27 protein-coding genes are annotated in these 24,535 nt (G+C 45.8%); 2 read left to right on the top strand and 25 right to left on the bottom strand.

Going from position 1 to position 24,535, the window contains the following annotated elements; genetic code table 11:
• Positions 1–83: 83 nt before the first annotated feature.
• Complete coding sequence (locus ACBP46_RS00365; protein WP_371014760.1) at positions 84–1,040, top strand: LysR substrate-binding domain-containing protein; 957 nt, start codon at positions 84–86, stop codon at positions 1,038–1,040.
• 63 nt (positions 1,041–1,103) lie between these two features.
• Here the strand turns inward: ACBP46_RS00365 and ACBP46_RS00360 are convergent, their stop codons facing one another.
• From ACBP46_RS00360 to ACBP46_RS00255, 22 genes are all read right to left on the bottom strand, one after another.
• On the bottom strand, positions 1,104–1,802 hold the full coding sequence (locus ACBP46_RS00360; RefSeq protein WP_371014759.1) for an ABC transporter ATP-binding protein: 699 nt from the start codon (positions 1,800–1,802) through the stop codon (positions 1,104–1,106).
• The gene (locus ACBP46_RS00355; RefSeq protein ID WP_371014758.1) at positions 1,795–2,544 is read right to left on the bottom strand and encodes an ABC transporter ATP-binding protein; all 750 of its coding nucleotides are present in this window, start codon (positions 2,542–2,544) and stop codon (positions 1,795–1,797) included. The genes ACBP46_RS00360 and ACBP46_RS00355 overlap by 8 nt, the downstream gene beginning before the upstream one ends.
• Complete coding sequence (locus ACBP46_RS00350) at positions 2,541–3,530, bottom strand: branched-chain amino acid ABC transporter permease (protein ID WP_371014757.1); 990 nt, start codon at positions 3,528–3,530, stop codon at positions 2,541–2,543. The genes ACBP46_RS00355 and ACBP46_RS00350 overlap by 4 nt, the downstream gene beginning before the upstream one ends.
• A gap of 1 nt (position 3,531) precedes the next feature.
• A complete protein-coding gene (locus tag ACBP46_RS00345) occupies positions 3,532–4,398 on the bottom strand; it encodes a branched-chain amino acid ABC transporter permease (protein ID WP_371014756.1) in 867 nt (288 codons plus the stop codon).
• A 92-nt stretch (positions 4,399–4,490) separates the two neighbouring features.
• Positions 4,491–5,690, bottom strand: coding sequence for an ABC transporter substrate-binding protein (locus tag ACBP46_RS00340; protein ID WP_371014755.1), 1,200 nt, complete (start codon positions 5,688–5,690; stop codon positions 4,491–4,493).
• 26 nt (positions 5,691–5,716) lie between these two features.
• A complete protein-coding gene (locus ACBP46_RS00335) occupies positions 5,717–6,682 on the bottom strand; it encodes a PDR/VanB family oxidoreductase (RefSeq protein WP_371014754.1) in 966 nt (321 codons plus the stop codon).
• Positions 6,682–7,722, bottom strand: coding sequence for a Rieske 2Fe-2S domain-containing protein (locus tag ACBP46_RS00330; protein WP_371014753.1), 1,041 nt, complete (start codon positions 7,720–7,722; stop codon positions 6,682–6,684). Before ACBP46_RS00330 ends, ACBP46_RS00335 begins: the two co-directional genes overlap by 1 nt.
• Before the next feature lie 187 nt (positions 7,723–7,909).
• A complete protein-coding gene (locus ACBP46_RS00325) occupies positions 7,910–9,001 on the bottom strand; it encodes a hypothetical protein (RefSeq protein WP_371014752.1) in 1,092 nt (363 codons plus the stop codon).
• A gap of 19 nt (positions 9,002–9,020) precedes the next feature.
• Complete coding sequence (locus ACBP46_RS00320; protein ID WP_371014751.1) at positions 9,021–10,046, bottom strand: Nif3-like dinuclear metal center hexameric protein; 1,026 nt, start codon at positions 10,044–10,046, stop codon at positions 9,021–9,023.
• Positions 10,047–10,159: 113 nt separating this feature from the next.
• Positions 10,160–10,534: a DUF2294 domain-containing protein gene (locus ACBP46_RS00315; RefSeq protein WP_371014750.1), complete on the bottom strand. Its 375-nt coding sequence runs from the start codon at positions 10,532–10,534 to the stop codon at positions 10,160–10,162.
• Between the two features lie 73 nt (positions 10,535–10,607).
• Positions 10,608–11,519 carry an ornithine cyclodeaminase family protein gene (locus tag ACBP46_RS00310; protein WP_371014749.1) on the bottom strand — a complete coding sequence of 304 codons (912 nt, stop codon included), beginning with the start codon at positions 11,517–11,519 and terminating at the stop codon, positions 10,608–10,610.
• Positions 11,520–11,528: 9 nt separating this feature from the next.
• A complete protein-coding gene (locus ACBP46_RS00305) occupies positions 11,529–11,807 on the bottom strand; it encodes a 2Fe-2S iron-sulfur cluster-binding protein (RefSeq protein ID WP_371014748.1) in 279 nt (92 codons plus the stop codon).
• A 13-nt stretch (positions 11,808–11,820) separates the two neighbouring features.
• A complete protein-coding gene (locus ACBP46_RS00300; protein WP_371014747.1) occupies positions 11,821–12,120 on the bottom strand; it encodes a ferredoxin in 300 nt (99 codons plus the stop codon).
• A gap of 8 nt (positions 12,121–12,128) precedes the next feature.
• On the bottom strand, positions 12,129–12,437 hold the full coding sequence (locus tag ACBP46_RS00295; protein WP_371014746.1) for a 2Fe-2S iron-sulfur cluster-binding protein: 309 nt from the start codon (positions 12,435–12,437) through the stop codon (positions 12,129–12,131).
• An 80-nt stretch (positions 12,438–12,517) separates the two neighbouring features.
• A complete protein-coding gene (locus tag ACBP46_RS00290) occupies positions 12,518–13,546 on the bottom strand; it encodes a 2Fe-2S iron-sulfur cluster-binding protein (RefSeq protein ID WP_371014745.1) in 1,029 nt (342 codons plus the stop codon).
• A gap of 12 nt (positions 13,547–13,558) precedes the next feature.
• Positions 13,559–14,038: a GlcG/HbpS family heme-binding protein gene (locus tag ACBP46_RS00285; protein ID WP_371014744.1), complete on the bottom strand. Its 480-nt coding sequence runs from the start codon at positions 14,036–14,038 to the stop codon at positions 13,559–13,561.
• Between the two features lie 46 nt (positions 14,039–14,084).
• Positions 14,085–15,542 carry an aldehyde dehydrogenase family protein gene (locus tag ACBP46_RS00280; RefSeq protein WP_371014743.1) on the bottom strand — a complete coding sequence of 486 codons (1,458 nt, stop codon included), beginning with the start codon at positions 15,540–15,542 and terminating at the stop codon, positions 14,085–14,087.
• 64 nt (positions 15,543–15,606) lie between these two features.
• The gene (locus tag ACBP46_RS00275; protein ID WP_371014742.1) at positions 15,607–16,341 is read right to left on the bottom strand and encodes a TenA family transcriptional regulator; all 735 of its coding nucleotides are present in this window, start codon (positions 16,339–16,341) and stop codon (positions 15,607–15,609) included.
• Positions 16,342–16,588: 247 nt separating this feature from the next.
• A complete protein-coding gene (locus ACBP46_RS00270) occupies positions 16,589–17,359 on the bottom strand; it encodes a FadR/GntR family transcriptional regulator (protein ID WP_371014741.1) in 771 nt (256 codons plus the stop codon).
• Positions 17,360–17,385: 26 nt separating this feature from the next.
• Positions 17,386–18,210, bottom strand: a complete 825-nt coding sequence (locus ACBP46_RS00265) for a sulfite exporter TauE/SafE family protein (protein ID WP_371014740.1) — start codon at positions 18,208–18,210, stop codon at positions 17,386–17,388.
• 58 nt (positions 18,211–18,268) lie between these two features.
• Complete coding sequence (locus tag ACBP46_RS00260; RefSeq protein ID WP_371014739.1) at positions 18,269–18,934, bottom strand: GntR family transcriptional regulator; 666 nt, start codon at positions 18,932–18,934, stop codon at positions 18,269–18,271.
• 94 nt (positions 18,935–19,028) lie between these two features.
• Positions 19,029–19,772, bottom strand: a complete 744-nt coding sequence (locus ACBP46_RS00255; protein WP_371014738.1) for a TSUP family transporter — start codon at positions 19,770–19,772, stop codon at positions 19,029–19,031.
• 242 nt (positions 19,773–20,014) lie between these two features.
• Between ACBP46_RS00255 and ACBP46_RS00250 the strand changes: the two genes are divergently transcribed.
• Positions 20,015–21,472 (top strand): gamma-glutamyltransferase family protein, encoded by a 1,458-nt coding sequence (locus ACBP46_RS00250; RefSeq protein ID WP_371014737.1) that lies wholly within the window; start codon positions 20,015–20,017, stop codon positions 21,470–21,472.
• 50 nt (positions 21,473–21,522) lie between these two features.
• Here the strand turns inward: ACBP46_RS00250 and ACBP46_RS00245 are convergent, their stop codons facing one another.
• The 3 genes from ACBP46_RS00245 to dinB form a co-directional block, all read right to left on the bottom strand.
• Positions 21,523–22,014 (bottom strand): MarR family winged helix-turn-helix transcriptional regulator, encoded by a 492-nt coding sequence (locus tag ACBP46_RS00245; protein WP_371014736.1) that lies wholly within the window; start codon positions 22,012–22,014, stop codon positions 21,523–21,525.
• 51 nt (positions 22,015–22,065) lie between these two features.
• Positions 22,066–23,256, bottom strand: a complete 1,191-nt coding sequence (locus tag ACBP46_RS00240) for an acetylornithine transaminase (protein ID WP_371014735.1) — start codon at positions 23,254–23,256, stop codon at positions 22,066–22,068.
• A gap of 88 nt (positions 23,257–23,344) precedes the next feature.
• Positions 23,345–24,517 carry a DNA polymerase IV gene (gene dinB, locus ACBP46_RS00235; RefSeq protein ID WP_371015398.1) on the bottom strand — a complete coding sequence of 391 codons (1,173 nt, stop codon included), beginning with the start codon at positions 24,515–24,517 and terminating at the stop codon, positions 23,345–23,347.
• Positions 24,518–24,535 lie beyond the last annotated feature (18 nt).

Here is a 24,535-nt window from a genome sequence, read left to right as displayed (position 1 = left end):
TACATAAATATTTCTTTATTTTTTATAGTATGCGTTGCAAGGTATGACTGGTAAAATTATATTTTCAGCATAGGTATACCAAAATGATCATAGGAACAGATTGGACGCACCGCCTGCGCTTACGTCATTTAGAAATTATTTTGCATTTAGCGCAGACAGGAAATATTAGCCACACAGCTCAGGCCTTGAATATGACGCAGCCTGGTATATCGCGCTGGTTAAAAGAAGTCGAAGAAGACATGGGACTTGTATTGTTTGAGCGTCATGCTCGAGGACTACGCCCTACAGAAAATGGCGCGGTATTGGTTGACCATGCAAGACGGATTGTGGCTAATCTCAATCTAACCCGAGATGATCTGCTTGCGCGTCAGCATGAGGGAAGCGGATTAGTTAATGTCGGGAGCACAGGCGCAGCTACCGTAGAGACAGTACCTATGGCTATCTTAGAGCTGCTCAGTACCCATCCTAAAACTCGCGTTTCTATCCTAGAAGGAACGATGGATCAACTTATCAAAAAACTGTATGCCGAAGAGCTAGATATCGTAGTAGGCCGCTCCGCTCCAGAGCTAGTCAACGACGATGTTGAGTATGAAACCTTGTATATGGAGCCACTACAGTTTATTGCGCGCCCACAGCATCCTTTAGCGCAGCAGACCACCATACAATGGCAAGATATTGCCCAATACCGTTGGGTTATTTGGCCTAAGAATACGCCTATCCGTCACGACTTAGAGCGTGCTTTAGTCGCTGATAAACAGTTTTTGCCTCATGATTACCTTGAGTCCAACTCCACCTTAATGAATATCACTTTATTAAATAATAGTGATTACATTAGTGTGGCCTCAGCTCGTACAGCTAAACGCCTACATCAATTAAACGCCATTAGTATTCTCAACTTACCTCTTTCTGGCTTTGGGTCGGTATCGATGTTTTGGCGTAAAGACGCCACTACTCGTCTTGCGGTACAGCAAACCATTCAAGCGCTACGTAACGTTAGCCAACAATACCAAGATCGATTCGACTTCAATCACACCATCTAGACGATTTGCCCCTAGGTTCAACCTAGGGGCTTTTTTTATTGTGTGTACATCTAGTCGATATAACTAAAAAATTAACTGCTCTAGCTCGTCTGGGTTAGCTAAAAGTGGGGCACTAGCCCCGTAGTATCTACGCTGACCTCGATCTAGTACCAAAGCCTGTTCAGTGATGGACAACGTCATGCGGGCATGCTGCTCTACCATAATGACAGTTAGCCCTTCCTCTTGAATGAGTCGTTTAATGACGGCTAACAGCTCTTGTACAATGATAGGGGCCAAGCCCTCCATGGGCTCATCTAATAACAACAGGGTAGGATTCAACATCAGGGCACGGGCAATAGCTACCATCTGTTGCTCGCCTCCTGACAATTGATTGCCCATGTTTTGGCTTCGTTCTTGTAAACGAGGGAACAGCTGATAAATAGTAGACAAATTCCAGCGTCCCGGTCGTGCAATCACCGTTAAATGTTCTTCTACCGTTAGTGAAGGAAACATAAAACGCTCTTGAGGCACCCATCCTATACCCAGTTCGGCGCGTTGATGTGTGGGCACATTCAACAAAGAACGGCCTTGCCAATTAATACGCCCCCCTTGATGCGTGTTCAAACCCATTAGGCTTAATAACAAAGTGGATTTACCCACCCCATTACGCCCTAGCAAAGCCAAACTTTGCCCTTCTCCTAGTGTGAACGACACGTTCTCTAAAATACGGGATTGACCATAACCGGCACACAATGACTCCACTTCTAGCCAAGGCTTAGACATTGCTTTCTCCTAGGTAAACCTCTTTAACTCTGGGGTCATTGGCTATTTGCTCTGGCGTGCCTTGGGCAAAACATTGGCCGCCCACCAGCACCGTAATAAAGTCTGCAAACTGGAACACTAAATTCATGTCGTGCTCGATAAACAGCACCGTTACGTCTTTAGGTAATGCGGCAATTACAGCAAAAAGCTCTGCACTTTCTTGGGTGGGAATGCCTGCGGCTGGCTCATCCAATAAAAGGATTTTAGGTTTGGTTGCCAACGCTAACGCTATTTCTAGTAAACGTTGTTTGCCATACGGTAGGGATCGCGTCAGTTCATGCGCCTGGTCTACTAACTGCAAAGTATTCAACAACACCATGGCTTCCTCGATGGCAGCATGATGAGCCGTAGCGGGTTTAAACCAATGACGGTGTAAACCATCGCGTTCGCTAATGACTAATAGCACTGACTCCAATACAGTTAAACCCGCAAACAACGTATTAATTTGAAAGGTGCGTGTCATACCTAAGCGCACTCGTTGATATTGAGGCAGGGCCGTAATATTTTGATCACCTAAAAACACGCTGCCTGTAGTTGGGCTTAATACACCGGTTAAGAGGTTGATAAAAGTGGTTTTACCAGCACCATTAGGGCCAATAATGGCATGACGCGCACCGGCATTAAAGCGCAGACTTAGGTTCGCATTCGCCTGGAACGAACCCCATGTTTTACCTAAATTTTCGGTATATAAATCGTGGTTCATCGTGGTTCCTTTGTTTTTTTAGCGCGCCAATTTTGATACACACCGATTATGCCCCCGCGGCCTACCATTACAATAATGACAAGCAACAAACCAATCCAAAACTGCCAATACACAGGATTAATACTGGCTACTTTATCTTGGATCAGAACAAAAACACTGGCACCTAACAAAGCCCCATATAAATGCCCAGCCCCGCCTAAAACCAGCATAATCAAAACATCGGCAGACCGGTGAAAACTTACCGCATCTAAGCCCACGAACTGGGTTGTTTGGGCCATTAAAGCGCCCGCTAAACCTGCTAACCCTGCACTGATGGTATAGACGGTACGCAACCGCTGTTGCACTGAAACGCCAATAGCGGGCATACGGTTCACGCCTTCACGAATGGCAATTAAGCTTAGACCAAACGTTGAACCGACTAAACGCTGCAATAGCAAAAAGCTTATTAGCAATACCGCATAGCTATAAACAAAAGCAGTTTTACCCTCGAGGTCGAATTCAAACAGACCAAATAAAGGGTTCATGCTAATGCCCCACAACCCATCGATGCCACCTGTAATACTGACGGCTTTATTAGCAAACTCATAGAGCATTAAACACATGCCTAGTGTGACCATTAAACGGGTTAGGTCTTGGCCCCGTACCACCAGAAAGCTACTAATCCACCCTGCTACGGCGGCAATAGCTACACCAACAGCCAGACCTGATAACGGTTCGCCCCACCCATGCATAGAAAGTAAACCTGCACTGTAAGCACCTAAGCCAAAAAAAGCGGCATGACCTAAAGACACCACTCCGGCATAGCCCAGCAATAAGTCCAGTGACAAGGCAAACAAACCCAAAATCATGACTTGTACAGCTAACAGCAAATACCCGGGCGCGAAAAAGAAAGCCAACCATGGCAATAGCCAAAACACAACCGCAGCGGTTTGACGTCCTACACGATGACCGCGTGCAACGGATGCGATTTTGAGAGAAGTATTCATCTTAGCTCCGTCTTACAAGCAATCCACGCGGGAATAACAACAACAAAACCACCATCAAACCGTAAATCATAAAGGCACCTATATTTGGAGCGTAATACTTACCCGCCACATCAAATACCCCCAGTACCAAAGCGGCGACTAATGGCCCTCGTATGGTGCCTGCGCCACCCACAGCCACCACAATGAGGAAATACACCATGTACTTCAATGGGAAACTGGGATCCAAACCTAATACATCCACGCCCAATGCACCGCCTAAACCTCCCAAACCAGAGCCCAGTGCAAAAGTAAGACTAAACACCTGATGCACGTTAATGCCTAGCCCTTTAGCTGCAACCTGATTATCAACAGAGGCACGTATCTTGGCACCAAACCGAGTGCGCTCTATAAGAAGCCATAACGCCAACGTAATAACGCACACGACTAGAATCAAAAAGACTCGGTACACCCCTACACTAAGGCCTGCGAACTGTAACTGCCCTGTTAGCCATTCGGGCAACTGTACAGAGCGTTGCGTAGGCCCCCAAACAAAGGTGGCCATTGCCACTGCCATAAACGTTAGACCTATTGAAAACAACACTTGGTCTAATGGTGTGGCTTGGTATAGGCGTTGGTACAGCGCTCGCTCTAGCACCCAGCCGATGGCTGCTGCTGCAATAAACACAAGAACTAGAGCTAATAAAAAAGGGACCCCCAATACACTTAAAAGCTGGATAAATACATAACCACCAATCATGGCAAACGCACCATGAGCCAAGTTCACAAAGTTCATTAGCCCCATGGTGACCGATAGGCCCACACTCATTAAAAACAACAGGCTGCCATAGGCAACCCCATCAAACAGCACACCGGCCAAATTCATCAGCATGGTTGAGCCTCTTTGTTATCAAAAACCATAATTATTTCTTTCATGCTCAGCACAAACAGCAGGCTGAAGCCTGCTGTTATTTTTTATTTTTATTACTCTACGCCGGGGTCTTTGACCTGATCAATTTGATCAAACTCCACGTTCCAAACCTGATCACCTATTTTTTCACCACGACGGATGTAGACGTTTTGCACCACATCACGCGTTTCTGGGTCAATAGAAATCGGGCCTCGTACACTTTCCCATGACAAACCTTTCATTGCCTCTAGCAAAGCAGGGCCAGTACTATCACCCCCTGTTTTTTCTAAGGCTTGATAAATAAGATGTATGCCATCGTAGGCCCCTACAGAATGGAAGTTGGGTCTTGAGCCTCCTGTGAGTTCTTGGAACTCTTTCACATACTGTTTGTTTTTCTCTGAGTCATGAGCAGCTGAGTAGTGATGGCTACTGACTACGCCCAGCGCTACATCACCAATACTGCCCATTAGATCATCGTCTAATACATCGCCTGTACAGATGAGCTGAATCCCGTCATTTGCTAAACCTCGCTCGTGGAACTGCTTAATAAATGCAGCACCCTCGCCTGCAGGCACAAAAACAAATAGCGCTTCAGGCTTGCTGTCTTTTACACGCTTTAAAAAGGGCGAGTAATCGGGGTTCATTAAAGGAGCACGGATACTTTCAAGAATTTCTCCGCCTGAATCCACAAAGTTTTTCACAAAAACTTTTTCAGCATCAATACCTGGACCATAATCGCTAACAAAGGTCATGGCTTTCTTTAAGCCTTGTTGAGATGCCCACTCGCTTAAAGGTTGGGTAACCTGGGGTAAAGTAAAACCTGTGCGCACGATAAAAGGCGAACGCTCTACTACGGCAGAGGTAGCTGCCGCCATAACTACCATTGGAGTTTTGGACTGAGTCGCAATAGGCGCTGCAGCATAAGCCAAGGGTGTTAAAGCAAAACCGGCCAACACATCAACCTTGTCGCGCGTTACCATTTCCTGTGCAATACGGCGTGTGGCATCTGGAGCAACGCCCCCATCGTCACGCACAATAACTTGCACCTCACGCCCAGCTACTGTGGTGCCATGTTGTTTTTGATATAGCTCTATAGCAGCGGCTACTTGTTTTCCAGTAGAGGCAAACTGCCCCGACATGGAAATAATTACCCCTATTTTCACTGGATCTTTAGTGGCTGCAAAACTAGCTAGCGGCAACATACTGCTCGTTGCTGCTAAAGCTGCCCCAGTCAGCACAACTTGGCGTCTACGCTGATCAAACAATTTCGTCATGTGAGTTCTCCTCTCCCCACGGGGATTTACAAATCTAAAACCAAATAAGCACTGCGCGCGCGCGAACAACACACAGCCATCTGATTATTCGCGGCTTTTTCTTCATCAGTCAAGTATACGTCTTGATGATTGATTTCCCCCTCTAATACGCTAGTTAAGCATGTGCCGCATACCCCCTCTTCACACGAAACCGGTACAAACACCCCGTTCGCTTCAAGAACCTGACTAATTGTTTGATCGGCTTCAACAGTAAAGCACTGACCCGAGCTAGCGATGCGAACCTCGAATGACGCTGCACCTTGATCAAGCACCACCTCATTGTGAAAATATTCTCTGTGTACGCGCTCGGGCTCGATTTGATTCTCGCTGGCTTGTTCGCTAACTGCTTGAATCAACGAGTTGGGGCCACAAACATACACATGTGTTGTAGTAGAAACCGACTGTAATAATTGTGGTACGGATAAAGCGCTTTCAGGATCATCGCTAAAATAAAAATGCACCTTGTCCGCAAATGGGCTAGCACGTAATACCTCATAAAATGCCATCCTAGCCTGAGAGCGTGTCACATAATGCAAATTAAAATTTGTATTTTGCTGATGCAGCTGCTGAGCCATTGCCAAAAGCGGTGTAATACCTATACCACCCGCAATTAACATAAGATCAGGCGCATCCACTAGCTCAAAATGATTTCGTGGCACACTAATTTGTAGTCGTTGCCCCTCTTGAACATAGTGATGAATGCCCACAGAGCCACCTCTGGACTCAGGATCTAACTGCACCGCTATAACATAGCGATTTGTTTCACGTGGATCATTCACTAAGGAATACTGGCGCACCATTTCCACTACAGGAATATGCACGTCAATGTGCGCACCAGCCGTAAACGCAGGTAGCGAATCAGTATGCACAGGGTGTAACTCTAGACAAAGAATGCCCTCGGCTTCGTGGCGACGTTGGTGTACAACCACTTCTAGTGTTTCGCTCATAACCATTAACCTTGTGCAGACGTGTTTTCTTGTTCGACTAATTTGTCTAAAAGACGACGGGCTTGTACACCACCTGCATCAATATTTAGCATCAACAACCGACGTTCGGGATGCAACTCAAGATTTTTTTGTTGTGCCTCAAGAATAGCTAAATCTTCGGCAAAGATTTTACCCTGACCATCACGAATACTAGCAGTAAGATCTGCATCATCAGCTTTAAAGTTACGAGCCATGCCCCAGAAATACCAATGACTATTTTCGGTTTCAGGTGTCATGAAATCGACTACGGTGGCACGAACACGCTGCTCCGCAGGGGCATTTTGCTTTCCTGTGCCAGCTAAAGCGACTCCTACATCAATTAATACATGAGCAGGAGCATGGAAACAGGACACTTGCCAGCGGTCTACTTTTTGATTGGGATCTAAGCCTGCGGCTTGCATTGCAGCTTGCCAAAAAGGAGGAGCAACAATGTCTTCCATGTACCGGCTAGTTTGTATTACACCATCTACCACAGCAGTTTTAACTGGGGTCTCGTCAATTTCCTCTTGACCAATACTGTCCGCGTGCACATAGGTCTCGTGCGTCAAGTCCATCAGGTTATCGATCATTAACCTATAGTCGCTTTTGACATGGTACAAACCACCGCCAAACGCCCAGTCAGAACTATTCGCCCACTCTAAGTCCGGGATTAAATTGCTATCTGCTAACTCAGCATCGCCTGGCCAAACCCAAATAAAACCATGGCGCTCAATGACGGGGTAGTGTTTTACGCATGGGAACCCGCCTACTCGTTGCATGGGCATAGAAACGACCCTGCCATCACAGCCCATCACCAGACCATGATAACCACACACCAAATTACCGTCTTGGACGTAGCCCATTGATAACGCTGCACCTCGGTGAGGACAGAAATCCTCTACGGCAGCGACCACACCCTCTTTGCCTCTGAAAAACGCTATTTTCTCATTACAAATAGTGCGCCCGAGGGGGTTGTGCTCAATCTCGTCGGGCGTACAAGCCACATACCAGGTATTTTTAGGAAACATTTCTCGCCTCTTAATCTCATTAACACATGTTCAGCACACTTATGTTCAGTACACTGAATGAATAAATAATAGCGTTATTCTGATTATTTAAACCACTAAGGTTTACCCTTGAAGTGTTAATAAAAAAGCCTCTTGCTCAACCAAGAGCAACGAGGCTTTACCGTCTCGCTATAAAGATAGAGCAGACTTAAACCAATAAGGGAGTGAGAAAAAAAGAAATCAGCACCGCTGTGGTGACTCGCATAATTAAACCTAGTACCGCCGCCCCCATGGCTTCTTTTTCAGTAAGGTCTGAAGCCTCCGCCCACACAACCGGAATTTGTCCAAAAATAGACGAAAGCGGCAACCCAGATGAAGCCAACACAAAAGACCCGACCACCAAACGGGGATCTAAGGTGCTCGCTATGGCTTGTAGTTTACCCATGGCTAAAGTTGGGCTCACTAATACAGCAAGCACACCTGTCTCAGCATGTATACCTAATACAGATAAAGTGCTTTGCAAGAACTGATCAACAGGAGCCCACACGCCGATATAGTCCAACAAGCCAATCACACAAAACACTAAGGCAACCGCAGGAATAAGTATTAAAAACAAGAGCTCTACCCCCTCACGCGCAGCTTTAAATAGCATGGGTACAAACTCCGTATCCGGCGTGAACTTAGGGATAGCAATATCACTGAGCGGTTTTACATCTTTATAAACAAATCGTGATAATAAAAACGGGGAAATTAACAAAGGGCCAAAAATAGCCACCATAACCACCAAAAATACGTTTACTCCAGCAAATGATAAGGCCATCATCCCTAACATAAAGGTAGAAAATGACTGTTGAGACTGCACCATGGTGGCGACAGCAATTTTCTGCTCAGCTTTGGTAGCTCCTGCTTTTTTCAGCAAAGGGCCTGAAATACGCCCCGCTGCATTAATGTCACCAAAAATGTTGTAAACGCTAGGAACAATGACCGCGGAGTTCACCCCAATAAGTCGCATGGAGGGAACAAAAATACGCATCATGGCGTCAGTAAAACCCAAACGCTCTAAAAGCCGACCAATAATCACACTAATAACAACCGCTATACCGACTTCACCCGTTAAAAACACATCAACTACGACCGGTTTAGTGGTTTTTAGCACTTTATCAAAAGCACCAGCTAAAGTGCCAGGGGATATCAAAAGGGTCAATAACCCCAAAAGCAAAAAAAACAACCCTACTTTTTCTATCCGCGTATAAGCTCTACGGCTTTTAATTAACGCGGGGGATAGGACTCGGTTATGCATTGCGTCTCCTCCTCGCCTATCAAAGACAGGCACTAATCAAGTTTCTGCCCACCAGGTGCTCTTTTGAAAAGCGCTCAGCATAGTCTTGTAAGTGCTGATTACCTAAAGCACGCACGGGCGTGGATGTTACTCTATCTCTAAACACAACCACCTCTACGCCTTCTAATAACTGCTCTAAGGCGTAAGCCAAAGGCATGCCATTTTCTAGTATTTCCAAAACATGGCTATTACCTACTAAAAAATTCAGACCTAACGAGCGTGCCGCATCAATCAACTCATGACCTGGATAAACACGACTGATTGAGGCTAAAACCGTATCCACATCAGGATTTTCTTTTATGGCTTGATAGAGGTTTTCTTTGCTAAATCCAGTATGAGGAAATATGTGCAGCACTTTATTTACTGGACTATTTTCATTTCCTATATGAATACGCCCTTTGGTTAATAAGCTAGCCTCGTGAATATCATCACAAGCTTTTAAGCCACGCTCATAATTTAATAATTCATGCTCTAGCTCTAAGCCCATGTGTGCGTCCAAACGCCGCAATATATCGCCCAATGTATTGATCTCAGCAAACACCTCACCAACAAACACCACGTTGCCATGCACACCACCATAAGAAATATCGCTTTTCAGCACGCGGTGTCCATGTAAATAGGCGATCCCAGGGTGCAAACCATGAAACGCCTCATGGCACTCTAAAGCGGCTATACCATAAAGATCTAAATAGTCTTTTAGAGTGACACCGCCACAACTGGCTGCATCAGCAATGGGATGATGGGCCACTATGGCATCCACTCCGGTTGCTCCCGCTAACTCTATGCTCAACTCAGTCATAGTCATACAAACAGCTATTTTTTTTATTTTCTGTTCTGGATCACCATGAATTAAACCCGGTATCTCCAGAATTTTTTTCCCATAAATGCCAGAATCTTTCCACATCACAAACGGATGGTTTTCTTTGGCAGCCTCCTCGACTGAATCCACCATCCGTCCACCTGTAATGACATTTAGCGCCGCCATTAAATCATTTACTGTTGTCATTTCTGTCTCCAAAAAAAAACGCCGGTACTCCTTGGTTGGGTAACCAAAGAAGTACCGGCGGATATAAGCTCTTTATTAAGGCCTAAAAACCAGCCAACACATTAGGAATGGATTTAAACTGAAATGTAACTTTCAATACAGTCTTTTAGATAAATAGCGGTCAATGAAAGCTCGGATCGAGTATCATAATCTTTAAATAAAGATAAAATATCAAACCCGTAATCATTTTCCAGCAATTTAATGAATTCTTTTTTAAAAGACTTTACTAAATAGTTATCAGCTAAATCACTAACAATAGCATTTTCTTTACTAAGATAATCAAGAGCAGCAACGCGCTTGTGATTGGCAATAATTAATATTTTATCTTGGACTATATCTATTTTTAGACTAATAACACCGCCTGAAAAAATAGCCATATTTACACGATTGTAATCTCTTGTAAGCGCTTGTTTTAAAACACCTATGCTAGAGAATCGGTCATCTTTCATAAAATATTACTCTTGTTTAATTTATACTTAAAACAAGCAGAAGTCTCTTAACATCACCTCCTATTGACTTATTTTAATTTTTAATGAAATTTTCATAAGCCAAACCGGCAAGAGCAATGTCCTCTAATGCCACTCCTACTGCTTTGTAAATCACTAAATCATACGACTGATTAAATAACGATTTATTTGCTAATACCTCACCAAATGTATATATCTTTTCAGTACTAACTAGATGAGACGCTAAAATTAAATCGCCGGCTTCTTTTAAGCTTTGTTCTTTAGATTCCACCACAATCGCGTCGGCTTTTTTAATTACCGAGTCATCAAGCTCACGTGTGGTCGGTAAACTAGAACCTACTGCAGCAATAAATACACCTGGCTTCAGGCTGTCACCGTTTATGATGGGGGTGACAGCACGCGTAGCGGTTACGATAATATCGGCACCATCCAGTGCCTGCTCGGGTGATGCCTGACACACATTAACCTGTAGCTGGTCTTGTAAATGTGCTGCTTTTTCAGGGTAAGGCTGTCGAGTTACTAGCGCTATTTGCTCAAAATCAAACGCATGTGCCATTTGCATTACGTGTTCTGTGCTCTGAGCCCCCAAGCCAAACACAGCCAACTTTTTCGGGCGCGTACACGCAAACTGCTGCGCCATCAGTACGGAACAGGCCGCCGTGCGCTTTTTTGTGATTTGCTGGGCATCTAACACCGCAAGCACCGCGCCCGTTTCAGTAGAAAACAAGATAATGACAAAAGTGAACCTACCTTGGATAGTGGTATAAACCTTAGCCCCTGCCACCCCTTGCATAGGTAAAACTGCCGCTAGCGTAGAGAGTTTTACTCCTTGCGCCTCGATCCGTTGCCGAGCTAACTGAGCCGCTTGCTGCTGCTCAAGCTCTATGAACGCAGCCGCTAAAACACGGCGGTTCACAGCGTCATCCGCTAATAAATGACAAATCTGGCGGTCAGTTAAGTAAATCATAAGCGCTAACTACCATTTCACCGTAATATTGCCATTCACAAAGGTTTGGCATGCCATTCTGAAGCCTTGTTCAATTTCCTCTGGACTCAGGTGCTTTTTTTCTTTGCCTTTTAGTGCGTCCGTATTTTCCAAGCCCTCTACAATGTGGCATTTACACGTACCACAAATGCCGCCCCCACACTTAAACGGAATACCGCCTCGTTCGCGAATCGATATGCGCAATAAATTACTGTTTTCAGGGGCATCCACCTTAAAGCCATCATTTGTTGCAAAGGTAATTTCAACCATTTTTACTCTCACATTAAATCTGACAAGGGATCAACTCCGCTTGAATAGAACCAAACTGCGTCAGGCCTTCTAGCTCTTTGAGGGCTTCTTGTTCGGTATCGAATTTTTCCATTTGGCGTGTGGGAATATTATTGACGGTGCCACCTTCCCCTTCTTCTGTAATGATGACGCGGGAGTTAGGCTCAATACGCGCTATGGAAAACACAGCTTTGGTTTGGTTGTAAAACTTATATTCGTAAGTGCTCAACACTGTTGTTCCAGAACCCGGTTCAGTTTTGTATTCACCGGGTTTACTTGTTAATACGATATACATGTCTTCTCCTAAACCAACTCATCCAGATCTTGTTCGACCTCAATGTCTTCGTTAATCCAAAGCTGGCACATCAAGCGATAGCCTTGCTCTAAGCGTTCGGTGCCTAACTGTTTTTTTTCCTTCCAGTTCGCTACAGGCAAATGCTCCGCACCTTTTAAAATACGGCAAGCGCATTTTGCACAACGCCCCATCCCGCAGCCGTAACGTAGGTGTGGAAAGGGAAACTGACGTATTCCCGCCCGAACGACTAAATTTGTGTTTTCTTTGACTTCGTCTTGAAAGACGTCGCCACCTTTATAAAACGTTACTAAGGGCATGAATTCACCTAAAATCAAAAATTCATCGGGTGGAGTAAATCGTCTTCATCCACGCTAGCGCCAGCTAAATAGTGTGCGCTTTAAACGCTCTCTACCACCGCCTGCTCATGCTGAAAAGTAAAAGCATCAGCATAAATAAAATCACTATCTGCCCCAATGGCTTTAAACTTAGTTTGCGCATCCGCGATCATGGCTGGTGCCCCACACAGATAAAACGCAAACTCAGAACCATCAGGGTGATCGGCACATACAGCATCCTGCACATAACCCACACGTCCCTGCCAACTTGGCTCCGGCTGTGATAACACCGGAATAAAACTAAAGTCAGATAAACGCTTGGCCCACGCAGTAAACTCATCAAATTGATACAAGTCTTGTTCGCTGCGCATACCCCAATACAAGGAAATAGGGGGACAATCCTCGTCATCAAGTAACGACTCTAAAATGGCACGTATAGGGGCAATACCTGTTCCTGTAGCCACAAAGATCAACGGACGCCAATCACGCGCTCGGTAATAAAAATTGCCTAAGGGCAGCTCAACCTCTAAGGGCTGTCCCACCGCTAGCTGGGGTAGTTGATGTTGTGTAAATAACCCCTGCTCCACCTCGCGAATAAAAAGGCGCAGCTCATTATTTTGCGCGGTGGCTGTTGCCATAGAAAAGCTACGTGCCCGTCCATCTTCAAGCTGGATATTCAGGTACTGCCCTGGTAAATACCTTGCACTGGTTAAGTTTTCACCTTGCAAACGCAGCTCTCGTACTCCAGGACACAACTCACGTACTGAACTAACGCGTAACGATAGGGCACGAGTCTCAGGCAAAATATCAATGTGGTTTGCCAAACTAATTTTGAGATCAGAATTCACCTGTGCCTGACACGCAGCAGCAAACCCTTCCGCGTGTTCCTCATCACTCACACTCATCGGCAAAAAGTCATCTTCGTAATGCACTTGTCCTTCAACTACTTTGATTCGACACGTGCCACAGCCACCAAACTCGCAGTCGCTATAAATACGTACTCCTTGGCGAGAAGCGGCTTCAAGTAACTTTTCCTCAGGGTTCACCTCAAATACGATCCCCGTTTCTATTACCTCTACCTGATATGCCATGCCCTGCTCCTGTTACTTTTTAATATCGGCTTGAACCAATACCTCAAAGCCTTGGCTAGAAAGCTCATCTGCCAATGCTTGCAAACCGGCCACACCCGCTTTGGTGTCTTGTTCACCGTTGCCACCACTGAGGCCAATGCCACCAACCACCTCTCCGTCAACCACTATAGGAAAGCCCCCAATAAACGCAGCAAACTTACCTTCGAAACTAAGCTGAATACCAAAGGCTTCATTACCAGGCAAAGCGGGACCATTAGGAGGGGTCGTAAACAAGTGCGTAGAACGCTTATGAGCCGCCGCAGTAAATGCTTTGTTCCAGGCTATTTGTGGACCCGTAATACGTGCACCATCCATGCGCTCCATCACAATAGGAAAGCCGCCCTCATCAACCACACAAACGGTTTCTAGCACGCCGATTTCTTTGGATTTTGCAATAGCAGCATCCACCATTAAACGTGCTTCTTTTTGTTCTAAACGTAAAATCTTTCTCATTGATTGATCCTTTTTTATAAGAATTGAACCGCAATAACTTGCGCTATCAGATACCTCGATACACGGTTTTTATTTGGGTATAAAACTCTAGTCCGGCCCGCCCTGATTCTCTAAAGGTAGAAGTGCTGGACTGCTTCAACCCGCCAAATGGTGCATTAATTAAATTACCTGTGGTGGTTCGGTTAATTTTGACCGTGCCTGCTTCAATCTCATTCACAAACCGGTGGGCGTAGCTAGGATTTTGCGTCACAATAGCGGCTGCCAAACCGTACTCTGTGTCATTGGCCTTTGCCAAAGCATCCTCATAGTCGGCAATTTCAATAACCGCCACTACGGGGCCAAAAATCTCTTCTTTGGCAATGCGCATGTCTTGAGTCACGTCAGTAAACACCGTAGGCAACACATACAAGCCGTTCTCAAATTCAGGCCCTTCTGGACGTGTACCGCCACACAACAATGTCGCCTCTCGTTTACCTATTTCTATGTATTCCAAGATACTATTTAGTTGAGACTCTGTTGCAATAGGGCCTAAATCACGGTTTTCTATGCCTGGGCCCAACGTCAAGGTGCGCACTTTTTCTACAAGTTTTTTAGTGAACTCTGCTTTGACTGCACTATGCACCAATACACGGCTCGTGCCCGTACACGCTTGACCACTCAAATTAAAACCGCCCTGCACAATTAAGCGCACCGCAAGGTCAAGATCTGCATCTTCCATCACAATAAGAGGGTTTTTTCCGCCTAGCTCCATTTGCAGGCGTGTAGTCATCTTGGCAGCTTTGGCAATTTGCTCACCCGCTGCAGTAGAGCCGGTAAATGAAATGGCTTTCACTGCTGGCGACTCCACCAAGGTGGGACCCACTGCCGAAGCACGTCCAGTGATGAAATTTAAAACCCCAGATGGTATACCTGCCTCATCAAACGCTTTAGTTAGGTAATAGCCGGTTAATGGTGTTTCAGAAGAAGGTTTAAACACCACGGTATTACCGGTAATCAACGCGGGTGCTATTTTTCTTGCTGGAATAGAGATAGGAAAATTCCAGGGCGCAATAACAGTGGCTACCCCCAATGGTTCACGCTGGGTATAAACCACCATCTGCGCGTCATCCTGAGGGAAAGTTTCACCGGTATAGGTCTGCCCTTCGACGGCATAAAACCGTAATGTTTGTGCAGAGCGTAAAACTTCGCCTTTACTTTGAGCCAAGGTCTTACCCTCTTCGCGTGTTAAGCCTAAAGCGATTTCATCCACATGCGCCTCTAAATAGGCTGCGGCTTTCTCGATGATCTGTGCCCGTTTTGAAATAGGCGTGTTTTTCCAAGCCAAAAATGCTTTTTGCGCCGCCTGCACCGCCGTCGCCGCATCTTCAGCAGTTGAGGCTTGAAATTGCCCCACCTTATCTGTGCTATCTGCCGGGTTGCCGTTCGGTGCTAAAGCCCCCGATTGGCTGGCAACCCATGCCCCATTGATGTAATTGTGAAAGACCTGATCCGTAATTAAACTCACTCTATCCCCCATCGAAGCTGTAGTAATGCAGTAGGGTAGCCACCTACCCTACGTAGCTGGTCATTTAAGCTGCTGCACCTAACTCTTCGAGGCTGATGCTTTCTTTGGCATAGTCGTTATATAAAGCAGTGGTGTAAAGCAAGCGCATTTCAGCACCAATTTCACAGATGCGTAAACAGCGCTGCTGTAACTCGACCGTATTGGCATGCTCTAGCACGATTTGATAACCGCGTTCCCCGTGGATCTCATCCGACACAATATGCAAATCAAAGAACTCGACCTCCTCATCCGTAAAACCATAGGTTTCACGTAGGGTTGGCGTTTGCTTGCGGTAAATAGAAGGGACTTGCGACTCTAAGCCCACCACTAAACCCGCTACAGCTACAACCGGATCTTCACGCATGGCCACGCTATAGCACCATGCCTGTAAAGCACGGGTGGTTGGGCTCATGTTATCGGGGTTTTCAATGCGCTCTCGGGTGGTACCGCAGGCTTCACCAAAACGAATTAACAAGTCGGTATGGCGATCGCCACCAATTTCCTCTTCGTACATATTGGCAAGCAAAAAATCTTTGGCTTCCTCGTATTCAGCTGGAGTGCGAGCGTATAAATACCCCAAGTAATCCGCAAACGGACCTACATAGTGGTAGTGGTTTTCAGCCCAACGCGCCAAATGTTCGCGAGTCAGCTTGCCTGTGGCCCACGCAATACTAAAAGGAGACTTGTTAGCACTTTTACCCTGAATTGCTTTTTCCAAGGCGGCGCGAAACTCATCGCGATCTAATAATTTCTGTTCCATGACCATTCCTTATTTCTGTCGGTGTATAAGCAAATACTCCAAGCATTAATGATCTATACCTGAAGCATTGATTAAATTGTATACAATCTACAAAAATAAGAACTAGGTACTATCCCTAAAAAAATGGGACCATATAGAAATGGTCCCATTTTCAAAAAGTAGCGTAAATCAATGTGTAATTAATGCGTTGTGAATGACTCGCAAAGACAAAAACCGTGGCTTGGTCTGATGAACCAAAGCATTAGATTTATAATTCAATCCCGTCAATTAAGGTACGTTTTACCGTGTGTAAGTGCGTACGCATACACTCAGCCGCCTCTTGAGGGTCGCGCGCCTGAATTGCCTGCAAAATAGCAGCATGCTGTTCGCTATAAAGCTGTTGATTCTTTGCACTAAGAGTTTGTCGTCGTAGTCGTCCCCACTCTGTTTGAGAACGAGCTACTGAGAGTACTCGGTAAAAATACTGCAGTAATTGGTTGTGCGTTGCATCACCAATACGTTGGTGTAATGCACTGTCCCATTGTTCCCATTCTTGAGGGCTTTGTGCCTGACGACCACGCTCCACTAAATCATGCATGCTATGAATGTCTTGAGTAGAAGCATGCATAGCAGCAGTTGCGGCAATGGCGGGCTCTAGCACCAAGCGCGCATTCATTAAATCAATAGGGCTACTGCCTAAAATTACAGCATCTGGCACAGCAAAGGATTCGGTCTGAGAAAACGCACTGTTTTCTTGGGGCCGAGACACATTAGGAAATGTGTTGTCCTCTACTATGGATGCAGATGTAGCTGGCGCTTGCTGTCCTTGTACTATAGTGCCCCGTCCGGGGGTACGCACAATACGACCTTGCGACTCGAGTTGGTTAAGCGCATCTCTTATGACACGGCGGCTTACTCCAAACTCGGCCGCTAGCTCACGCTCGGGCTTTAGTTTATCGCCCACGGGGGTCTGCGCTAAAAGCTCATGCAATAGAGCTAAGGCGTAATCGGCGCGTCGAGGTGTTGAAGAAGTTGTCATAAAAACCTAACGTAATAAAGTCTCTGTTAGAAAGCAGTAATCAACATATTTACTGCATTAAAAATTAAAAACCCTGCAAAAGCATAGCGCAGGTATTTGGGGTTAATCGCGTGTGCAATTTTAGAACCTATGGGGGCAAAATACCCTGTAACAGGGATAAGTATGGCAAAAGCCAAAAGGTTCACATAGCCAATGCTAAAAGGTGGCAGATTAGGATCCCCATAGCCCGAAGCAAAAGCCCCTATAGTGCCAGGCAAGGCAATAATTAAACCCACTGCAGCAGCTGTTCCCACGGCACGCCGGATAGGAAAGCGATAGTACGTTAACAAAGGCACACTAAGACTGCCGCCGCCAATTCCCATTATAGAAGACAAACTGGCAACAATAACGCCATATAAACCACGTAATACGCCACCAGGAAAGGTGGATTCAGAGCCTTCTTCGTATTGGGGCGAAAACAACATATATAAAGCCAATAAAAAAGTAACGGCTGAAAACACAAAAGTTAAAGTCAGTGATTTAATGGAGCTAAAGAAAAGCATTCCTACAATGGCACCAAAAAACAACCATGGTCCCCACCCTTTTAATAGCCCTATGTCAACAGCTCCTTTTTTATAATGCGCCCGCGAAGAGGACCAAGCTGTAACAATAATAGTAGATAAAGAGGTACCAACTGCCAGATGCATTCGTACCTCGGGACTAACATCCATTAGCGTAAAAAGATAAAACATGGCTGGGACCAGAACAATGCCGCCCCCAACCCCTAATAATCCGGCAATAATCCCTGCAATCACGCCTGCAACAAGCATAGATGCAGCAAATAACAAGGTGGTCTCCATCGTCATTTCCATTGGTATCTCTCTTTTGGTCAAAAAAACCAATGATACCAATCATGGAACCAAAAGCCAACTATTGTTTATCTGTTTGAAAATAGGCTGAAGCAGCGTTATAGACGTGTTGGGTAGCAAGCAAATTGGCTAACTCGGCATTGCCCGCAATCACAGCATTTAGAATTTGAGCGTGCTCCTCCCAGTTACTACGCACACGTTGTATATTGCTTGGTGCAAACAATAAGGTGGTACGGTCTCTGAAACTGGAACTAAGCTCAGCCAAAATACTGTTATCGGCCATGGTTCCTAGGTGATCATGGAACAATTTATTTAACTCTTTTAGCTCATTAAGGTCTTCACGTTTTAAAGCGTCTTGGCCCCGCTGCAAAATATCTTTTAAGACAGCAATGGTCTCCTCATCGCGCCGCATTGCAGCCAAACGAGCGTTCAACCCCTCTAGGGCCGCACGCACTTCCGTCATATTACGAGCACTGCTATCTGATAACACCGCAACGGATGCCCCGCGGCGTGGCTCGATGGTAACAATACCCTCGGCAGAAAGCTCTCGTAGAGCCTCGCGTACAGGAATACGCGATACCCCGAGGTCCTCGGAGAGCTTGCCCTCGATAAGCCTGTCGCCAGGTCTATACACACCATTTAAGATGTCTTCTCGAATACGGTCACGTACCAAGGCAAATAAGGGCGCATGTTTTTGACCTAGTTTAGCCGCTGATGTGTTGTTCATTATTTATTCCACAGCGCTTGAATCAGAAAACCTTCGTAATCAAGCTTAAAAGAATCAGTAGTATTCCAATTATAATACGTCTACGAAGCGATCACTAAATCAACGACTTAACTATCAAAATCACGCTGCTTAATCCACAAAAAACCAATAAAAACAAACGGATATTTTTAGGGCTTACCGCATGACGGGCTCGGCTTGAAAACTGAAAACCTAAATACATAAAGGGCCACAATGCCAAGCCCAAACGTAAATCTTTCCAGCCAAATAGACCAGCAAAAGCCAAGCTAAGAATAGATACCAAAGCACCCACAAATAAGGTACCTCCTAGCGATGGACGCAGTTGATCCGGTTTCAAACTTTGCATTGCAATTGCTAAAGCAGGAGCCCCCACAGAAGTCAATGTACCCATTACGCCAGACACCACCCCCAAACCACATACATTAGTTACTGTAGGCTTAACACGCATTCCTGACGCACTTAATAAAACAGCAATTAAAATAAAACCACCAAACAACAGCCCTAAACCTTGGCTAGAAAGCTGGGTCATCCCGATGGCTGCTAAAAGCGTGCCTGCCACGCGCCCTACCAACGCAGAATTAACAACTGGCATAACAATAGCGTGACGTTCTCGTACCGCCGCTAAAAACGACACACTCCCTCCTAGAACCAAAAGCGAACCAGGTACCATTTCCGGTGCAATCATTACAGCCACTGGTGCTGCAAGCATGGCAAAGCCCACGCCTCCTACTCCTTGTAAAAAAGCAGCCGTTGCCACAACGGCTGCCATCACGATGTAGGTCATCATTCCTACGCCCATAATCTGTGTGAAATCCATCATATAGATCCTTGCTAATAATAAAACTTGGTCCCTTTCAGGTTTGCTTTTGCATATGTGTCAATATATAGCTTTAGCAGCAAATAAAATATAGTATACAATTCATGGTGGCTAAATATGAATTTCTTTGCTTTTAGCAAAAGGCTTATCGGCAGATTACTACCGAGCAGTGCCACAACCACGCGGCTTACTTATTTTGACTGCCAAACACGCTTTAACACTTATTCATAAAGACGGAAAAGCACATGGTTTATAACAAAACAGCAAGAGGTAACAACTGGGCTATTTCTACTGGCAATGCTTTAGCTGCTCATGCTGCTAAACGCATCTTAACTAAAGGAGGCAGTGCCATTGATGCCGCTATTGCGGCAGATGCGGTCATGGGGGTAGTAGAGCCAATGGCGACCAGTATAGGCGGCGATGTATTAGCCATTGTGGTCGAGCCCAATAACGCACCTATCGCTTATAACGGCACAGGTCGCTCTCCCGCTTTATTAACAGCAGATAAAGTCAGCTTACTGCCAAATCAACGTATTCCTGAACGACACCCCTACAGTATTACCACGCCCGGAGCAGTGCGTGGTTGGCACGATTTACACCAACGATACGGTCAATTGGAATGGAAGACACTTTTTACAGATGCTATTTATCATGCAGCCAAAGGATTTAACGTTGCCGAGGTCTCGGCGCGGGAGTGGAAACTGTTTGATTTTGTCCTGCGCGTAGACCCCCATTGTGCTCAACTCTATCAAGCGGGCAACACCCCTAAAAAAGGACAAATCTATCAAAACCCAGACTTGGCTCATACCCTAGAGCGTATAGCAAATGAGGGTTACAAGGCTTTTTATGAAGGCAATATTCCTCATCAAGCAGAACAAGCCATGCTTGATGTGGGCGGTCTGTTACGGGCCTCCGATTTTGCTTTGCATGAAGGTTTTTTTTGCGCCCCTATTCAACTTGATCGGGCCGACTATACGTTTTACCAATGTCCCCCTAATACTCATGGGTGCGCTATTTTAAACGCCTTGGCAGCCATGCCATGGCAACTCAGCGAGCCATCACTATCGGATTCTTTGGCTTTAATTGAAGCCACACAAGACGCTTTACAAGATGCCGCAAAAACCGTTCATGACAGTGGCGGTAACACGGTGTGTACCGTTATTGTGGATGCCAACGGCATGGCTGTCACGCTAATGTCCAGTATTTTTAAGCGGTTTGGGGCAGGCTATGTGGTCCCTGGAGCAGGCTTTGTACTACAGAACCGAGGGTTTGGTTTTGCCCAACCTGGGCACCTTAATGGACCTGCACCACGCAAACGCCCCTACCATACTGTGGTGCCCGGAGCAGTCACCAAAGCAGGACAGTTTCATTTAGGCCTAGGTGTGGTGGGCGGTTTGATGCAGCCACAAGGACAAATTCAAATCATGCATCAATTGTTTAGACAAGGGATTCCTCTAGATCAAGCCATCGCCAATCCACGTTGGCGTATTGAAGGCGATCATTTATTGGCTCTAGAATCCTCAATGAACGAATCGCTTCAAGCCAGTATCCGAGCTGCTGGGTACAACGCTCCCCCTCAAGGAGTGGGTGATTTAGCAGGACGCAGTGATTTTGGAGGAGCCCAAGCCGTACAACGCTTAGATAGTGGTGAGCTTTGGGCAGTATCGGATCAACGCAAAGACGGCGCAGCACTAGCTGGATAACGTATGGTTGCTTCACGTGAAACAAAAAACGCCTCTAACGAGGCGTTTTTTTATTCTGGGGCTTTGGGAACTAATAAGGGAGCACGGCTTTGGGCATTGTTGCTTTCCACCATTTTTTGCAGCAACATCATAAATTGCTGTACCTCCTCTGGCGTTAAACCCGAGAAAATACGATTTTCTAAACGGTAAATGCCTTCTTTAGCCTCTTCAAGTAAAGCTGCGCCTGCGGCGGTTAAATGCAACATGCGTTGCCGCCGGTTGTTAGGGTCTATATCACGAGTTAATAGCCCCTTTTCCTCTAAGCGCAAAGCCACACTAGCAGCCGTAGAAGTATCTATAGCGACTAAGCCCGCTAAAGTTACTTGATCAATCCCACTGTGCTCTTTAAGAATACGCAACACAGCGTATTGAATAGGGGTAATGTGAGCGCCTAGCTCATCGTGAAATATAGAAGCAGCGATTTGATGGGCGCGACGCAGCAAATGCCCCGGTTGCATATATAAATGAGTCAATTGATGACGTTCAATCTTTTCTTGGCTCATAACCACTCTAAAAAAAGCAGACCAGTGTTTAGCTAGTCTGCCATGGCCCAGTTAGGCACGAACCTGAGCAATCAGCTCATCAAGAATTTGCAAGCACGTATCTAAATCCTCTTTGGAAATATTAAGTGCAGGCATAAAGCGTAATAAATTAGGACGAGGAGAATTAAGCAGCATGCCTTCAGGGCTACGATCTCGGGCGGCCGCTACTAACGCGGGGCCATCGTCGTTATCTAAGATTAAAGCACGCAGTAAACCTTGGCCGCGCTCGCCTTTAAAGCCCCACTTAGCACTTAATGCAAGCAGCCCATCAGATAACTGCTGCGCACGGTCGTTGACAGACTCCATAAAGCCAGGCGCGGTCAAGGTTTTCATGACCTCGACCCCTACTGCTGTCATCACCGGATTGCCGTTGTAGGTACCACCCTGATCGCCATGCTCGAAACATGACACCGACTCTTTAGCACATAAGGCTGCGAGCGGTACCCCTGCACCAATACCTTTGGCTAAGGTCATGATATCGGGCTCTATGTCAGAATGCTGATAAGCAAACAATACACCTGTACGCCCCATACCACTTTGCACCTCGTCTACAATCAGTAGCAAGCCTTTTTCATCACACAAAGCACGCAATGCTTGCATAAAAGCAGGATCAGCGGGGATCACACCGCCCTCGCCTTGGATAGGCTCAAGCATAACAGCAACCGTAGCCTCGTCGACCAGAGCACGCACGGATTCGATATCATTCAATTTTGCTTTAGGAAAGCCATCTACCTGTGGCGCAAAAATGGTGTCCCAACCTGACTTGCCAGAGGCCGACATGGTGGCCAAAGTGCGACCATGAAAAGAATGGTCAAAAGTAATAATTTTAAACGCACCCTGACGATTTTTTTGACCCCATTTGCGAGCTAGTTTGATAGCGCCTTCGTTTGCTTCGCCACCACTGTTTGCAAAGAAAACACGATCAAAACATGAGTTTTGAGTGATCAGCTTGGCAAGATCCATCATGGGCGCATTATAAAATGCAGGCGAAGGGTTCATCAGTTCGGCGGCTTGCTTGCACATAGCCTCCACCACATTTTTAGGGCTATGACCCAATGTGTTAACTGCCCAGCCTTGGATCATGTCCAAGTATCGCTTGCCATTGTGATCTTCGAGCCAAGAACCCTGGCCGCGCACAAAAACCAAATCTGGACGAGAGGTAATTTCCATTAGTGCATCTGCACCAACCTGATCAAATTGCATAACAGCGAACCCTGTAAAAAAGAAAACGTACTAGCCGCAACAGCTTTATAGAATAATTTTAGCGCATCAGCTCTGCTTTTGTGCGTATCTAAAATAAACCGTCTAAATTCAGTTGTTGGGGCGTGTTATCAAACACCACGCAGTCCGCCTCAGCGATCAACTTTGTGGCTCGAACCCCAACCAAACGTAAACGACGGTGACGAATCTCAGTACGACGCAAGTTCTGTCTAGCTGCATGCAATATGTCTTCACCATTTACCACCGGACGCTCTAGTGTAAGGTCACGCGTCAAAATGCTGAAGTCATCAAAACGTAGTTTAATGCCTATGGTTTGGGCTCTGAATGCTTTTGCACGCAAGTCTTGCTCTAGCTGTTGGCATATGCGCTCTAAAATCACACTTAATGTTTGGCGATCATGCTGCACATGCAAATCACGCTCAAATGTGCGCTCACGACTCATGGACTTAGGGTCTGAGCTTAAAATAATTGGCCGATGATCAATGCCTTGCGACACCTCTTTCAACCATTGAGCATAACTTAAACCAAATACCTCTTGTAATAAAGCAGGGTCAGCTCGAGCTATATCCCCAATAGTATGAATGCCTAGCTGGGTAAGTTTAATTTGTGATTTAGGGCCAATACCATTCACCTTTGCTACAGACAAAGGCCAAATTAAACGCTCTATGTCATCCTCATTAATAATACAAACCCCATTGGGCTTGTTTAAGTCTGAAGCTATTTTAGATAAAAGCTTATTTGGACTAATGCCTATAGAGCAGGTTAATTGAGTGGCATCCCATACGGCTTTTTGTAATTGCTGTGCCAACTCACTACTGCTTTGTTTTAATTCCGTTAAATCAATATATATTTCATCAATACCACGATTTTCTATGCGGTCCGAAATTTGAGCGATGGCTTGTTTAAATAAGCGGGAATAATACCTATAGGCAGTAAAGTCCGCAGGCAACAAAATAGCATGAGGAGCAAGTTGGGCCGCTTTCATCAAACCCATGGCCGAAAACACACCAAAAGCTCGCGCCTCATAACTCGCGGTGGTCACAACCCCTCGACCCGTATAGTCTCCTAAACGGGCGTATTGCCATGTGCCATCTGTGCGTTGTTTAGGTGCAGGCACATTTCGCCCTCCCACAACTAATACCGTGCCACGTAATTCGGGATAACGTAACAAAGCAACAGAAGCGTAAAACGCATCCATGTCCAGGTGAGCAATTCGTCGAGTTATTTGATTATCTATTGATATTTCTAAGCTCCACTTTAT

It is taken from the genome of Paenalcaligenes hominis (assembly GCF_041359055.1).
Taxonomy (GTDB): Bacteria; Pseudomonadota; Gammaproteobacteria; order Burkholderiales; family Burkholderiaceae_B; genus Paenalcaligenes; species Paenalcaligenes hominis_A.
Note: the sequence above shows the minus strand (reverse complement) of the source record. Positions and strands in the feature narration are given on the sequence as shown.

What these genes read in the sequence shown, in the direction of transcription:
- ACBP46_RS00355 (WP_371014758.1), bottom strand. Translation starts at nt 2,544, where the DNA reads ATGAACCACGATTTATATACCGAAAATTTAGGTAAAACATGGGGTTCG.
- ACBP46_RS00275 (WP_371014742.1), bottom strand. Translation starts at nt 16,341, where the DNA reads ATGGAACAGAAATTATTAGATCGCGATGAGTTTCGCGCCGCCTTGGAA.
- ACBP46_RS00245 (WP_371014736.1), bottom strand. Translation starts at nt 22,014, where the DNA reads ATGAGCCAAGAAAAGATTGAACGTCATCAATTGACTCATTTATATATG.
- ACBP46_RS00350 (WP_371014757.1), bottom strand. Translation starts at nt 3,530, where the DNA reads ATGAATACTTCTCTCAAAATCGCATCCGTTGCACGCGGTCATCGTGTA.
- ACBP46_RS00345 (WP_371014756.1), bottom strand. Translation starts at nt 4,398, where the DNA reads ATGCTGATGAATTTGGCCGGTGTGCTGTTTGATGGGGTTGCCTATGGC.
- ACBP46_RS00340 (WP_371014755.1), bottom strand. Translation starts at nt 5,690, where the DNA reads ATGACGAAATTGTTTGATCAGCGTAGACGCCAAGTTGTGCTGACTGGG.
- ACBP46_RS00315 (WP_371014750.1), bottom strand. Translation starts at nt 10,534, where the DNA reads ATGAAAGATGACCGATTCTCTAGCATAGGTGTTTTAAAACAAGCGCTT.
- ACBP46_RS00305 (WP_371014748.1), bottom strand. Translation starts at nt 11,807, where the DNA reads ATGGTTGAAATTACCTTTGCAACAAATGATGGCTTTAAGGTGGATGCC.
- ACBP46_RS00255 (WP_371014738.1), bottom strand. Translation starts at nt 19,772, where the DNA reads ATGATGGATTTCACACAGATTATGGGCGTAGGAATGATGACCTACATC.
- ACBP46_RS00270 (WP_371014741.1), bottom strand. Translation starts at nt 17,359, where the DNA reads ATGACAACTTCTTCAACACCTCGACGCGCCGATTACGCCTTAGCTCTA.
- ACBP46_RS00265 (WP_371014740.1), bottom strand. Translation starts at nt 18,210, where the DNA reads ATGGAAATGACGATGGAGACCACCTTGTTATTTGCTGCATCTATGCTT.
- ACBP46_RS00290 (WP_371014745.1), bottom strand. Translation starts at nt 13,546, where the DNA reads ATGGCATATCAGGTAGAGGTAATAGAAACGGGGATCGTATTTGAGGTG.
- ACBP46_RS00295 (WP_371014746.1), bottom strand. Translation starts at nt 12,437, where the DNA reads ATGCCCTTAGTAACGTTTTATAAAGGTGGCGACGTCTTTCAAGACGAA.
- ACBP46_RS00310 (WP_371014749.1), bottom strand. Translation starts at nt 11,519, where the DNA reads ATGATTTACTTAACTGACCGCCAGATTTGTCATTTATTAGCGGATGAC.
- ACBP46_RS00360 (WP_371014759.1), bottom strand. Translation starts at nt 1,802, where the DNA reads ATGTCTAAGCCTTGGCTAGAAGTGGAGTCATTGTGTGCCGGTTATGGT.
- ACBP46_RS00325 (WP_371014752.1), bottom strand. Translation starts at nt 9,001, where the DNA reads ATGCATAACCGAGTCCTATCCCCCGCGTTAATTAAAAGCCGTAGAGCT.
- ACBP46_RS00320 (WP_371014751.1), bottom strand. Translation starts at nt 10,046, where the DNA reads ATGACAACAGTAAATGATTTAATGGCGGCGCTAAATGTCATTACAGGT.
- ACBP46_RS00250 (WP_371014737.1), top strand. Translation starts at nt 20,015, where the DNA reads ATGGTTTATAACAAAACAGCAAGAGGTAACAACTGGGCTATTTCTACT.
- ACBP46_RS00330 (WP_371014753.1), bottom strand. Translation starts at nt 7,722, where the DNA reads ATGTTTCCTAAAAATACCTGGTATGTGGCTTGTACGCCCGACGAGATT.
- ACBP46_RS00300 (WP_371014747.1), bottom strand. Translation starts at nt 12,120, where the DNA reads ATGTATATCGTATTAACAAGTAAACCCGGTGAATACAAAACTGAACCG.
- ACBP46_RS00260 (WP_371014739.1), bottom strand. Translation starts at nt 18,934, where the DNA reads ATGAACAACACATCAGCGGCTAAACTAGGTCAAAAACATGCGCCCTTA.
- ACBP46_RS00365 (WP_371014760.1), top strand. Translation starts at nt 84, where the DNA reads ATGATCATAGGAACAGATTGGACGCACCGCCTGCGCTTACGTCATTTA.
- ACBP46_RS00240 (WP_371014735.1), bottom strand. Translation starts at nt 23,256, where the DNA reads ATGCAATTTGATCAGGTTGGTGCAGATGCACTAATGGAAATTACCTCT.
- ACBP46_RS00335 (WP_371014754.1), bottom strand. Translation starts at nt 6,682, where the DNA reads ATGGTTATGAGCGAAACACTAGAAGTGGTTGTACACCAACGTCGCCAC.
- ACBP46_RS00285 (WP_371014744.1), bottom strand. Translation starts at nt 14,038, where the DNA reads ATGAGAAAGATTTTACGTTTAGAACAAAAAGAAGCACGTTTAATGGTG.